Genomic DNA, 13,388 nt, shown 5'->3' with positions numbered 1-13,388 from the left:
GTTGTTTCGTCGTTTTCTTAGCGACTTCAATATCTTATCATCTTATCGATTTGTTTGTCAATAACTTTTTTAAAAAAGTTTTTTTCAACTTACCAATCAATGTTGATGTGTTGTTTTGTTGTCATGTCTTACTGACATTTAATATAATACAATAACTTCTTATTCGAAGTCAACACTTTTTATAAACTTTTTAAAAAACTTTATTCAACCTTATATAAACGGTGTTTTACATCATTCGACTTCGTCGGTAAAAGTTCTATCTTAATATAACCTTTATCAATTAAGTATTCAACAAATACCTCTAAGTTAATCGAGTAATTTTTCAATTCTTCATGCTCATGTAATTCTTGAATCGTCCATACATCTTTTTGTTTCATTACTTCAACAATATGACGACCACTCTCAACAACCTTCTGATCTATAAAACTTTCTATATAAACGATGACTTCTAAAATCTTTTGTTCAATAGGTCGTGGTTTTTCAATAAAGCCTTCATATAAATCATAAATTTCATTATTATATGTTTTTACTTGTTCCCACACTTTTAACTCTGGATAAACACCTACTTCAATAATAGAAAGTCTTGCTACATGATGTAGACATTCCATCATTTGAAAGAAACCATCTACATAATCACGTTGTTCAAAACTCACACGACCTTCTTGAAATCTTCTAAGTAGCTTTGAAAATTCAATACCAAGTTTTACATGTCGACCGTATCGTGGATTATTTCGCATCTCTTGTCGCAGTGAATAAATTGTTTCATTACGATCAAATACAACACGACCGTCCATAATCCAATTGATGATTTTTTTATTCGTGCCTAATAATAACCATTTACGCAATTGTTTGTTTGTCACAATATGCATAGCTGCATGATGTTCTTCATATGTATAGTGTTTTGTAAAAACAGGTAGCTCTGCTTCTGCTACTAATATAAGAAGAATCGCATCTATATTATCTGTTTCAGGACTTAAATCATCAATCTTTTCAACTAAGATAGCACCTAATGTGTTTGGATCACTTGCTCGCTCTTGATAAATTGGACGTAAAATATGTTCCACTTGAATTCCCCCTGCTTCTACTCATTAGAAAATCATGTTCGAAAACGCACAAAATGAAATCCAGACACATGCATAGATTCATCTCTATCTTTAATCATATTAAAACGAACGTCACTCGGCAAGAGTTAACAATAAAAAAAGGAATTGCGTTATGCAACTCCCTTTTGTTTTTACTGCGACTGCTCTTCTTGACATTCAGGACATACACCATAAATCTCTAAACGGTGTGAATTAATTTTAAAACCTGTTACGTGTGAAGCGAAATGTTCAATTTCGTCGAGCCCAGGATAATGGAAGTCTACAATCTTACCACATGACTGACAAATCGTATGATAGTGTTTACTTGTAACAAAATCAAAACGGCTTGCATTATCACCATATGTTAATTCTTGTACTAATCCGGATTCTTTAAATACACGTAAATTATTATAAACAGTGGCTACACTCATATTCGGAAATTTTGACTCTAATGATTTATAAATCTCATCAGCTGTTGGATGTGACATCGCTTCAATCAAATATTCTAAAATCGCATGACGCTGCGGTGTTATCCTAACGCCTGTTTTCTTGAGCGTGTCTAGCGCAGTTTCTAATTGCATTTCAGACATCGCCATGCACCCTCTTTCATAAGTATTCTTTAATTATAATCGTTATAATTAGTTTATCTAATATTAGTGGTTACTGTCAACTTCTTATACTCAAAATTAAAATACCACGCAGCTATTCTCAAATAGAAGCGTGGTATTGAAAATTAATAACCATTTTTTAAATTTACTTGGTTTGTGATTTGATTATGATCATCCTTACGATAGTGACGATAGTTTTCTTTAAAAATATCGAAACTTCTTTCAAGATAACGAGAAGACTGACTTGAAACATGTGGTGAAACTGTTAGATTCTCTAAGTCGTATAGTGGTGAGTCTGATGGTAAAGGTTCTTGTTCAAATACATCACACACTGCATAGGCAATCTCTTTTTGTTGTAGTGCTTCTATCAAGACTTCTGTCGCTACTAAATCGCCTCGTCCAAAATTCAAAAATAATGTGTCGGGGTTCATCGCTTTAAAATGATCTGCTGTTAATAAATATTTTGTTTCTTTTGTACTTGGCAAAACAGACAAAATAATCTCAGCTCGAGGTAATGTGTCTAATAATTGATTGAAAGCAATCATTTCATCCATATAATCTGCCTGTTTACCTGAACGATTACAACCAATTGTGTGTACACCGAAAGCTTGAAGTAAACGCCCCATCTCACTGCCAATTGCACCTGGTCCTAAAATAAGAGCTGTTGCACCATTTAACTCTTTGGAAGGTATTTTTCTTTTCCAATTATGTGCGCGTTGTTCTGCATAGATTGCCGGTAACGAACGATAATATGAAAGAATGTGTGCTAAAACGGATTCTGCCATCGGCTTTTTATGAATGCCTCTTACATTTGATACAATAATTTCGGTTTCGTCTAACTCTGCAAGCGGCATTTTCTCAATTCCAGCAGAAGCAACAAAAATCCATTTTAGATTTTTCATGGACTTCATATGCTCAGGCGTTAAATCTTCTCCATATGTCACAAGAATTTCTGCTTTTTCTAACTGAGTGTTATCCACTTTCGTATCATAAACGATTTGTTCTTCTGGCATGGACTGTTCTAAATCCTTTTTTAAATCTGGTCGTGGATCAAATGTGAAATAAATCATTCATTCTCACCTCTTAAAACTGCTGCTACTTTCGCAACATGATCTTTGACCCGAACATTACGCCACTCTTCTTGAACAATACCTTCTTTATTAATTAAAAACGTCGAGCGTACAATCCCCATGTATTCTTTACCAAAATTCTTTTTCAGTTGCCATACACCATAGGCTTCTGCTACTTTAACATCTGTATCAACTAATAAAGAGAATGGTAAGTTATGTTTTGCGATGAATTTTTCATGTAGTTCAGCTGGATCTGGACTTACACCAAGAATGACAGCATCTAAATCTGAAAAATCTTCGTAAGCCGCAGCAAAATCACAAGCTTCTGTTGTACAACCTGGTGTCATATCTTTTGGATAGAAGTATAAAATTACATTCTTTTTACCTAAGAAACTTTCTAGGGCTACTTGTTCCCCTTTTTCATTTGGTAATGTAAATAAAGGTGCTTTTTTATTTTTCAATGATTCCATCTAAATCCCTCCATGAATTGAATTATTTCTATTGTAACAATATATTTGGTAAATATCGTGAATTTTGTATACAATGAAAAAATAGTTGACCGTTTCTCCAATATGATATAAAGTTACGACGATAAAGAATGAAAGAGAGGTTACCCACTTTCACATGAAATTAGGTGCCCGGATATTAAAAACAGGTGTAGCAATTGTTTTCGCACTTTACTTAGCGAGCTGGTTTGAACTACCTGCTCCTATCTTCGCAGGAGTCGCGGCAATCTTTGCTTTACAACCTTCCATCTATCGGTCTTACAAAACCATTATTGAACAAGTTCAAGGGAATCTAATCGGCGCTGCTATCGCCGTTATTTTCGGTCTTACATTTGGTCATTCCTATGTAGTCGTTGGATTTGCTGTTGTGGTGACACTCATCATTATGATGAAGTTCAAATTAGAAGGGAGCATCTCACTTGCTCTCGTAACGATTATTGTGATTATGGAATTTCAAGAAGGCTCTTTCATCGCGTTCGCGATGTGGCGATTTGTCACAGTCATGACCGGTGTACTTGCAGCATTCATCATCAACTTAATTTTCTTACCGCCTAAATACGAAGAAAGATTATTCACTTCGATTAAGTATTTACAAACAGATATTATTAAGTGGATTCGTCTCGCTGTTCGTCAAGCATCTGAACATACATCAACAAAGCAATCTTTACGTCGACTTCGCAAGCAGTTCGAACGTGTAAATAATTTGTACAAATTATTTAAAGAAGAACGTGGTTATACAAAAAAAGCACGAAATATGAAACACCGTAAACTTGTCGTCTACCGTCAAATGTTAATTACGATGACCAAAAGCATTGAGGTATTAAATCGTCTTCACCTGCATGAAAATGAATTATCGCACCTTCCTGAAAAGTTCCATATTATGATTCAAGAACGTCTTGATTTCTTACTAACATATCACGAGCAACTATTGCTGAAATATACTGGTAAGTTAAAAGCAGAACATACAACATGGATTGGCGAAGAAGAATTTTTACAACGAAATGAAGTTATGGATATTTTCGCGCAACATATTGTACATGAACATGCGAGTGAAAGTGAAGAAGAGTTCTCAAGTTACCACTTGTTACACATTCTCTCACGCATTTTAGATTATGAAGAGAACTTAGAACATCTGAACACACTGATTACTTCGTTCATTCAACACCATGCATCTGAATCGTTCAAAGAAGAAAATGAAGAAGTTATTTAAAAAAACCGAAATCGCGCCTTATGATGCGATTTCGGTTTTTCTATTTCAATCTAATACTTGTACTTGGAATAAATCGTGATATGCTCCACCTGCTTGCATAAGCTGTTGGTGCGTTCCATGTTCTTTTACTTCACCATAATCGATGAGCATAATTTGATTGGCATGCGTAATTGTCGATAAACGATGCGCAACAATTAATGTTGTACGATTATGCGCTAAACGATCTAATGATTCTTGAATAAGTGCTTCGCTCTCTAAATCAAGCGCTGAAGTCGCTTCATCTAAAATTAAAATCGGTGGATTTTTTAAAAATACACGTGCAATAGCAACACGCTGTTTTTGACCGCCAGATAATTTCACGCCACGTTCCCCAACTAATGTGTCATAACCATCTGGGAATGACATAATAAAATCATGTGCATTCGCTGCTTTCGCTGCTGCATAGACTTCTTCATCTGTCGCCTGTGGATTCCCCATCAAAATATTTTCTTTAATTGAGTCACTAAATAATACATTATCTTGTTGAACAATCCCAATATTTCGACGTAAAGATTCAATCGTTAAATCACGTATATCTTGACCATCTATTTTAATCGATCCGCCTGTCACATCATAAAAACGTGGAATCAAACTAATGATTGTTGATTTTCCACCACCACTCATACCAACAAATGCAGCTGTTTGTCCTGGTTCAATCGTAAAGTTCAAATGATTCAAGACATTTCGACCATCATCATTATATCGGAATACGACATCATCAAACGTTACTTTACCTGCTACTTGTTGTAATTCTTTTGCGTTTTCGCGATTTGTAATATCGTACTTTTCATCCATTAATTCAAACATACGGTCCATTGAAGCAACAGATTGCGTTAAAGTAGTTGAAGAATTAACAAGTCGTCGAAGTGGATTATATAAACTATCAATATAGCCGATGAATGCTGCTAGTACACCCAGTGTTAAACTACCATTAATCACTTGATAACCTGCATAACCAATTACGGCTACTGGCGCCATACCTGTAACTGTATTAACAACCATGAATGTTTTCGCATTCCAACGAGTTTGGTCTAAAGCTTTTTCTAAAAAGTTCCCGTTTGCTTTTTTAAAAACACCTTGTTCGTGTTGTTCCAGTGTAAAGCTCGTAATGACACTCATTCCTTGAACACGTTCATGTAGATAACTCTGAACACCTGCTAATGCTTTTGAACGTTCACGCGTTAATGCACGCAATTTTGTAAAGAAGAACTTTACGCTAATAACATAGAATGGCAAAGCGATTAACGTTACAAGTGTTAATTTGAAATCCATGTATAACATGATACCAATCGCAATAACAACTGTCACAAGGTCAATCCAGACATTCATTAACCCCGTCACAATAAATTCCTTTGTCTGTTCTACATCATTAATGGTACGAGAGATAACATCTCCTACACGATTATTCGCATAGAATTTCTGACCTAATTTCTGCAAATGTCCATACATATTGGTTCGAATATCATAAAGCACACGGTTACTAATACGCTGTGCAAAATATTGACGGTAATATTCGATTGGTGGACGAACAATAAAGAATAAAAATGCCATGAAAATTATCCACATGAATAATTTTTTTGTCTTTTCATCCGGTGGTAAACCATCATTACTAATAACATCATCAATGATGACTTTAATTAATAATGGTATCGCTAAGGGAATCATGAATTTGATTACACCGAGGATAAAAGCAAATACAATATCCCATTTATACGGTTTTACAAATTTCATGTACCGTTTCATACTATCCATTTGGATCACGTCCTTTAAATTTCACACGACTTATTTTGTCGCAAAATTCATTATAAGTTTTATTTCGTAAATAGAAAAGGTTTAAAATTTTCCAGTCGAAATAAAAAAACGTTCTCAGAAACCAAATGGATTTCTAAGACCGTTCTCTCTTCTACGAGACTATGCGTTTTGTTCTTGTCCTTACTACTCTTCTTGCTGTTTAATCTGCTTATAAAATTCATAGCGATTCGTCCAAGCTTCAATAAAGTCTGGTGCAAAAGGTCCCCTTCTTTGTTGAATCCAGTTAATTAATTTGTTCACATTTGCTTTTAAAATACTATCGATAACTGGTGGATAATTCATCTCTTGTTTATGCTGTTCATACTCATCTTCATCTAATAATGTGTATGACATATCGGGAAAAATTTTCACATCCAAATCATAATCAATGTATTTAATCGCATTGTTATCAAATACGAATGGCGAACTCATATTGCAGTAATAATAGACACCATCTTCACGCAACATACAAATAATATTAAACCACAGCTCTGTATGGAAATAAGTGATGGAAGGTTCACGCGTCAACCATGTTCTTCCATCTGACTCTGTCACCAATGTGCGCTCGTTTGCACCGATTAAAATCTTCGGTGTACTTTTGAGGACCATTGTTTCCTGCCATACACGATGAATTTGACCGTTATGCTTGTAGCTATGAATTTGTACAATGTCCCCTTCTGCTGGAATTGTCATTTTTAGCCCACCTTTGTGAAACGTAGTCATTTAAAGAACTTCTTTGTAACATTATATCAATGTAGACATTAAACGTGTAGCAAAAAAGTCATGTTCCACTAAAAACTTCAAACCCCTTATTTTTCCAACATTTTAATTAAAGCTTTTTTGTATGCATGCGATACGATTGTAAAATCTTTTGCATCGGTACAGGTAATGGTAGATGTTCGATTTCATCTAATGTGAACCACTTACCCGACTTCGATTCGCCCTTAACATAGAAAGCTTTTAGATGCCAAACGATGTGTGAGAAGATATGTTTTAGTTCAACTAATTCTTCCTGACCATGTAATTCAATTTTATGTTCTTTTGCGTACTGTGCAATACCTGAATAGTCTGCCGTTTGTTCAACCATCGGGAATTGCCACATATTCGCAAGAAGTCCTGTAGCAGGTCTTTGTTCCATACAAATCTGTCCTGCTTTATTTTCAATGACATACACATCATAATGTAATTTTTTCACTTTTGTTTTTTTCACTTTTACAGGTAACTCTGCTGTTCTTCCTTCTGCAAACGCGCCACAATAATCACGCACAGGGCAAAGTAGACATTTCGGAGAAGTAGGCGTACAAACTAATGCCCCTAATTCCATTAATCCCTGATTAAAATCAGATGGATGATCTGGATCAATTAAATCCATTACAGCTTTTTCAAATACTTTTCTTGTTTTCGGTAACGCAATATCATCTTCAATTAATAGCACACGACTTAATACACGCATCACATTCCCATCAACAGCATGTTCAGGCACACCGTACGCGATACTTAAAACGGCACCTGCCGTATAAGGCCCGACACCTTTTAATTTCGAGATTTCATCACGTGTATTTGGTACAATGGATCCGTAAGATTCAACGACTTCACGTACACCTGCTTGTAAATTACGCGCGCGTGAATAATATCCTAATCCTTCCCACTGCTTTAATAAGAAGGATTCTTCCGCTTCAGCTAGTACTTCTGGAGTTGGGAACTTTTCTAAAAAATTTTCGTAATAAGGAATGACGGTGTCTACACGCGTTTGTTGTAACATCACCTCTGAAACCCAGATTTTATAAGGGTCCTTCGTTTTTCGCCAAGGTAAATCTCGCTTTTCACGTTGGAACCATTCGACTAAAAATTGTTGAAACTCTTTTTTGTATTGATATGACACAGGGGGCCTCCTTGAATTAAAATAAAGATAAATCGGGTATAGCAACTTTAAAAGGCGATTCGTATTGTAAGGAGTTGAAAAAATGGATACTGGGACTCACTTAGTTATGGGCATTACGATTAGTGGCCTGACATTTGCAGATCCAACCGTTGCAGCAAGTACTGCAACAGCGACAGCCGTTATTGCTGGCGTCATGTTAGGATCGCAAGCGCCTGATATTGATACGGTATTAAAGCTTCGCAATAATGCCGTCTACATTCGTCACCATCGAGGTATTACACACTCGATTCCGGCAGTCTTTATTTGGCCTACATTAATCACACTTGTCCTATTACTGTTACTACCAGATGCCAATGTGCTTCATCTCTGGTTATGGACTTTTTTTGCAGTCGCCTTACACGTATTTGTAGATATTTTCAATGCTTATGGTACTCAAGCTTTGCGGCCATTCACAAAAAAATGGATTGCGCTTGGGATTATTAATACGTTTGATCCGATTATTTTTGGATTGAATGTAATTGCCATTATGATTTGGGCATTCGGTGCTGATCCTGTCATCACGATGTCGATTTTATATGGCACACTCGTCATTTACTATATCATAAGAACTTGGCTACATCATGCTGTAAAGCAAGCTGTGCAAAATACCATTCCAGATGTAAAAGACATCTATTTATCGCCTACATGTTACTTCTTCCAATATCGTGTAGCAGCGAATTCCGATACACATCATTATGTTGCAAGAGCCTATGGACGTTCAATTACTTTGCTCGACAAATTTAAGATCGAGCCACTACCCGAAGAAGAACTTTTCGAAGTTGCTATTCAAGATGAAAATTTAAGAAGTTTTCTATCCTTTTCACCCATCTATCGTTTTGAAATTCGTAAAATCAAAAATAATTTAACCGAAGTGCGGCTAATCGATTTACGCTACCGTAGTAATAATCGTTATCCATTCGTTGCGGTAGCACAAATAGATGAACATTTAAAAGTCGTTAATTCTTATACGGGCTGGATTTTCTCAGAAGAAAAATTACGTTCGAAATTAGGTTAAAACTAAAAAAGCACAATGTAGATTAAATCTCATTGTGCTTTTTAACTATATAGAAAGAGGTGTTTTCAATCGACTTACTTCTTTTAGCAAAAGAACGTTTCCCTTTATTTGCTTTATTCCTTTTTCTATTTTTATTATTGTTGATTACACTCATTATTATTTTAAAAAATCAAAAGAAACTGTCCAAAGTGTTTGTCATTTGGACGGTCATCGTACTAAGTTTCTGTATCATCTTACTTTCCGTTCTTACACTTCTACTACTTTCTTTCGGTTATAATATGTAAAAAGTGAGATGGCGTATCGAATACGCTATCTCACTTTTTTAATTTAATAAATCTTTATATTTTGGATTACGCGCTACAAATTCATGTAGTGTCGAACCGTAACTTTCAATCCACTGACGTACCATTTTCTCTGTCATTTCTTCGCCCTTATATGAATAACCTGCTCGCGCATAAGTTGATTCAAAATCAGACCATAATAACTCAATCCATGTACGTGCCTTTTCTTCACTTAAATTCTCATTTGATTGTTGCAGTAACTCTGCCAACTCTTGAATTTTTGTTTTCAAGTTAAAAAGCCTCCTTCACATCTACTAACATCGAAATAGGAATCGCTTCGATTTGCTGTTCTCCGCCTAAACGATATCCCCATGCATATACTCCTTTTAAATAATCAATTTTAAAGAATACACCTGGGTCTCCTTGAATACGGTAGATTTCTCCGACTTTAAAATCTTCAGGGTTTAATAAAAAAGCTTGTGCTAAAATCGCTTTACGCTCGTATACTGCAAACTCATTTAGAATACCTAATTGTTCTGCACGACGCGCTTTTTCACGTAATGTCGCAATCAACTCGCGTAATTCAGTTGGTGTCATCTCACTATACTTTTTTTCCATTATTCCTGTTCCCTCTTCTCTATATACTGTTCAATCACTTCAGCTGGAAAGCCTTTTTGATACAAAGCTTGCTTAACACGCATACGAAGTTCATAGCCTTCATACTTCTGACTATATTTTCTCCAAACTTTCTCTCCTTGTAAATCAATCAGGCTCGTCCATTCATCTTCTTCTGGTTGAATGACAATCATTTCAAGTACTTGTTGTACGATTGAAAAACTATATCCTTTTCGCACTAAAAATTCCTGCACTTTTTGTTTAATTTGACTTGGTGTTTTGCGTTGCTCTTGTCGTACTTTTTTCTCCGCAAGCTCCATCGCCATACTCAATTGCTCTTCTTCAGAAAAAGCTTCCACAACTTCTTGTTGTAACTTCGGATTGATTCCTTTTTGTTTTAAATCTTGTAAAATCGCTTTTGGTCCTTTTTTAGATGTGCGTTTTTTCGTTTCTGCGAGGGCTGTCGCATACGTTTCATCATTTAAAAAACCAAGTCGTGTTAATTTCTGAATGGCTTCTTGAATAACTGCCTCACCAAACTCTGCTTTCAGCAACTTCTGATGTACTTCATGCTCACTACGCATTTGATACGCTAAAAAAGATAAGGCCCGATTATAGGCTCTTGATACTTCATCATCGAAGGAAATCTCTCCAACCGCCATCTCATCAAGAGACTTCCCCTTCGTTAGACCGTACTGAATGATAATGGCTTCGTCCACACTGAACGCATATTTTTCATCTAAATAAATATTATAGCGTTCTTCATTTCTTTTTTGTCGTGTAATTTTCGTAATCACGCGTGCCACATCATCACCTCCACCTTGCCTCTCATTATACATCTTTTCAACGTGACAACCCAGACCTTTTGATTGCATGTCTAAGTCAAATAAAGGGTACAATATAGGAAACTAGAAAAAGGAATGATGTATTTTATGAAAATCGTTATTGCAGGTGGTAGTGGATTCGTAGGACAAGGGTTAACTGACTTTTACACGCAACAAGGACATGAGGTCATTATTCTAACTCGTAAACAAAGTCATCGTGTTGGGAATGTACAATACTGTCAGTGGTTACAACCAGATGCAAAGCCGAATGAATTACTTGAAAATGCAGATGCCTTTATAAATTTAGCAGGCGTTTCGTTGAATGAAGGCCGCTGGACAGATGAACGCAAAGAAGCCATCTTTAAAAGTCGTATGCAAGCGACTACTGAAATCATCCGAATCATTGAAGACCTAGAAAATAAACCAAAAGTATTAGTCAATGCAAGTGCCATCGGGATTTATCCAACATCAAAAGCGGCTGTTTATACCGAGTCCTCTACACAAAAATCAGCCGACTTTTTAGGACGTACGGTAAAGAAATGGGAAGAAATCGCAAAACGTGCAGAGGTATATGGTGTACGAACTGTTTTCACACGTTTCGGTGTCATTCTAGGTTCAGGTGGTGGCGCATTAAAATTAATGGTCATGCCATATGATTTCTATATTGGCGGAAAACTCGGCTCAGGTATGCAGTGGGTATCATGGGTACACATTGATGATGTTGTCGGTGCAATTGATTTCGTTATTTCAGACGATACAATTTCAGGCCCAGTTAATGTAACCGCACCATATCCTGTTCGTATGGAACAATTCGGCAAAACAATCGCGGAAATTAAGCGGAAACCGCATTGGTTCCCGACACCAGCCCCTTTACTAAAAGCAGCGCTCGGTGAAAAAAGTAAGATGGTATTGGAAGGTCAAAATGTAAAACCAACTGTTTTATTAGAACATGGTTATACATTCCATTATCCAAAACTGTATGACGCCCTTTCAAATCTGCTATAATGGAGAAATGATTTTTGATTATGGCAAAAGGACGTGGCACGTATGGCACAAGAAACAATAATGGAAGTCGGCAAACGCATTCCATTGAATATAAAAAAATTAGGGATTAATGGCGAAGGAATTGGTTACTATAAGCGAAATATCGTCTTTATCCCCGGCGCGCTTGTTGGCGAAGAAGTTTACGCTGAAATTACGAAAGTGAGCCGAAACTTCTCAGAAGCAAAAGTATTAAAAGTACAAAAAAAATCCAAGCATCGTATGACACCACCCTGCCCTGTTTATGAAGCATGTGGTGGTTGTCAGTTGCAACACATGACGTACGACAGTCAACTTGTCGCAAAACGTCATGTAGTATTACAAGCACTTCAAAAATATGTACCGAATCAAGCGAAGAAAATTGATGTGAAATCAACAATTGGCATGGATGACCCGTGGCACTATCGTAATAAAAGTCAATTCCAAGTGAGAAAACCTGGGAAACATGTAATGGCTGGACTATTTGCTGAAAATAGTCATAAATTACTCGACTTAAATGATTGCCCTGTCCAACATGAAATGACGACATTTGTAACGAACAAAACGAAAAAAATCATCGAGGAGTTGGATATTCCAGTTTACGATGGCCGCTCAACAAAAGGTATTATTCGTACAATTGTGGTACGTGTCGGCGTTCGCACAGGTGAAGTTCAACTGGTCATTGTTACAACGCGTAAAAACTTCCCGCAAAAAGAGGAACTGATTGAAAAGTTACAACACATTGATGAGCGAGTTGTATCCATTGTTCAAAATATTAATTCTGAAGATACATCACTTATTTTTGGTGATGTTACTCGCGTTTTAGCAGGAAAAGAAACGATTCATGAGGAACTAGGTGAATTTGCATTTGATCTATCTGCACGTGCTTTCTTCCAATTGAACCCAACGCAAACAGTTCATCTATACAATCAAATTAAAAAAGCAGCGGCACTCACTGGTTCAGAAAAAGTTGTCGATGCTTACTGTGGTGTTGGAACAATTGGACTTTGGTTAGCGAAAGATGCGAGCGAAATTCGTGGAATGGATGTTATTCCTGAAAGTATCGATAACGCAAAACAAAACGCTGAAAATCATGGTATTCAACACGCTATCTATAAAACAGGAACTGCTGAAGATTGGTTAGCACGCTGGCAAAAAGAAGGTTTTGTACCGGATGTCTTAACAGTAGACCCACCACGTACAGGACTTGCACCAAGCTTCATTGATGCCGTTCTAAAAATTAAACCAAAGCGCTTTGTCTATACATCATGTAACCCCTCAACACTCGCAAAGGACTTAGCACAATTAACGAAAATCTATCACATTGAATACATTCAACCTGTAGATATGTTCCCGCAAACAGCACACGTGGAAAGCGTGACATTACTTACATTGAGAAAATAAAA

14 protein-coding genes are annotated in these 13,388 nt (G+C 36.3%); 4 read left to right on the top strand and 10 right to left on the bottom strand.

All coding sequences use genetic code 11. The features are described from left to right. Nucleotides 1-200: 200 nt before the first annotated feature. From KGI01_RS12190 to bcp, 4 genes are all read right to left on the bottom strand, one after another. Nucleotides 201-1,064 (bottom strand): nucleotidyltransferase-like protein, encoded by an 864-nt coding sequence (locus tag KGI01_RS12190; RefSeq protein WP_141274905.1) that lies wholly within the window; start codon nt 1,062-1,064, stop codon nt 201-203. A 170-nt stretch (nt 1,065-1,234) separates the two neighbouring features. After that, a complete protein-coding gene (gene perR / locus KGI01_RS12185; RefSeq protein ID WP_068450958.1) occupies nt 1,235-1,678 on the bottom strand; it encodes a peroxide-responsive transcriptional repressor PerR in 444 nt (147 codons plus the stop codon). A gap of 137 nt (nt 1,679-1,815) precedes the next feature. Next, entirely contained in the window at nt 1,816-2,760 is a 945-nt protein-coding gene (locus tag KGI01_RS12180) for a D-2-hydroxyacid dehydrogenase (RefSeq protein ID WP_141274904.1), read from the bottom strand. Then, nucleotides 2,757-3,230, bottom strand: coding sequence for a thioredoxin-dependent thiol peroxidase (gene bcp / locus KGI01_RS12175; RefSeq protein WP_141274903.1), 474 nt, complete (start codon nt 3,228-3,230; stop codon nt 2,757-2,759). The genes KGI01_RS12180 and bcp overlap by 4 nt, the downstream gene beginning before the upstream one ends. 154 nt (nt 3,231-3,384) lie before the next feature. On the opposite strand from bcp, the gene KGI01_RS12170 reads away from it, so the two are divergent. Continuing rightward, nucleotides 3,385-4,476 (top strand): FUSC family protein, encoded by a 1,092-nt coding sequence (locus KGI01_RS12170; RefSeq protein WP_141274902.1) that lies wholly within the window; start codon nt 3,385-3,387, stop codon nt 4,474-4,476. 45 nt (nt 4,477-4,521) lie between these two features. Here the strand turns inward: KGI01_RS12170 and KGI01_RS12165 are convergent, their stop codons facing one another. The 3 genes from KGI01_RS12165 to mutY all read right to left on the bottom strand — a co-directional run bounded on the left by KGI01_RS12165 (nt 4,522) and on the right by mutY (nt 8,188). Next, the gene (locus KGI01_RS12165; protein WP_141274901.1) at nt 4,522-6,267 is read right to left on the bottom strand and encodes an ABC transporter ATP-binding protein; all 1,746 of its coding nucleotides are present in this window, start codon (nt 6,265-6,267) and stop codon (nt 4,522-4,524) included. Between the two features lie 183 nt (nt 6,268-6,450). After that, on the bottom strand, nt 6,451-6,999 hold the full coding sequence (gene ntdP, locus KGI01_RS12160) for a nucleoside tri-diphosphate phosphatase (protein ID WP_141274900.1): 549 nt from the start codon (nt 6,997-6,999) through the stop codon (nt 6,451-6,453). Nucleotides 7,000-7,135: 136 nt separating this feature from the next. Next, nucleotides 7,136-8,188, bottom strand: coding sequence for an A/G-specific adenine glycosylase (gene mutY / locus KGI01_RS12155; protein ID WP_141274899.1), 1,053 nt, complete (start codon nt 8,186-8,188; stop codon nt 7,136-7,138). An 82-nt stretch (nt 8,189-8,270) separates the two neighbouring features. On the opposite strand from mutY, the gene KGI01_RS12150 reads away from it, so the two are divergent. Continuing rightward, nucleotides 8,271-9,242 (top strand): metal-dependent hydrolase, encoded by a 972-nt coding sequence (locus tag KGI01_RS12150; RefSeq protein WP_141274898.1) that lies wholly within the window; start codon nt 8,271-8,273, stop codon nt 9,240-9,242. A 322-nt stretch (nt 9,243-9,564) separates the two neighbouring features. On the opposite strand, the gene KGI01_RS12145 is transcribed toward KGI01_RS12150, so the two are convergent. From KGI01_RS12145 to recX, 3 genes are read right to left on the bottom strand one after another with little or no spacing between them, the layout of a single operon-like run. Continuing rightward, complete coding sequence (locus KGI01_RS12145) at nt 9,565-9,813, bottom strand: YfhJ family protein (RefSeq protein WP_068450934.1); 249 nt, start codon at nt 9,811-9,813, stop codon at nt 9,565-9,567. 1 nt (nt 9,814) lies between these two features. Then, the gene (locus tag KGI01_RS12140) at nt 9,815-10,141 is read right to left on the bottom strand and encodes a YfhH family protein (RefSeq protein WP_068450931.1); all 327 of its coding nucleotides are present in this window, start codon (nt 10,139-10,141) and stop codon (nt 9,815-9,817) included. Beyond that, nucleotides 10,141-10,944 carry a recombination regulator RecX gene (gene recX, locus KGI01_RS12135; RefSeq protein WP_255314792.1) on the bottom strand — a complete coding sequence of 268 codons (804 nt, stop codon included), beginning with the start codon at nt 10,942-10,944 and terminating at the stop codon, nt 10,141-10,143. Before recX ends, KGI01_RS12140 begins: the two co-directional genes overlap by 1 nt. 126 nt (nt 10,945-11,070) lie before the next feature. Here recX and KGI01_RS12130 point away from each other — a divergent pair, with 126 nt between their 5' ends. Then, on the top strand, nt 11,071-11,967 hold the full coding sequence (locus KGI01_RS12130) for a TIGR01777 family oxidoreductase (protein ID WP_141274897.1): 897 nt from the start codon (nt 11,071-11,073) through the stop codon (nt 11,965-11,967). A gap of 42 nt (nt 11,968-12,009) precedes the next feature. Beyond that, nucleotides 12,010-13,386 (top strand): 23S rRNA (uracil(1939)-C(5))-methyltransferase RlmD, encoded by a 1,377-nt coding sequence (gene rlmD, locus KGI01_RS12125; protein WP_141274896.1) that lies wholly within the window; start codon nt 12,010-12,012, stop codon nt 13,384-13,386. Nucleotides 13,387-13,388 lie beyond the last annotated feature (2 nt).

Source organism: Kurthia gibsonii, from assembly GCF_006539985.1.
Taxonomy (GTDB): domain Bacteria; phylum Bacillota; class Bacilli; order Bacillales_A; family Planococcaceae; genus Kurthia; species Kurthia gibsonii.
The sequence above is the reverse complement of the archived record's forward strand: the minus strand, read 5'-3'. Positions and strand labels throughout refer to the sequence as shown.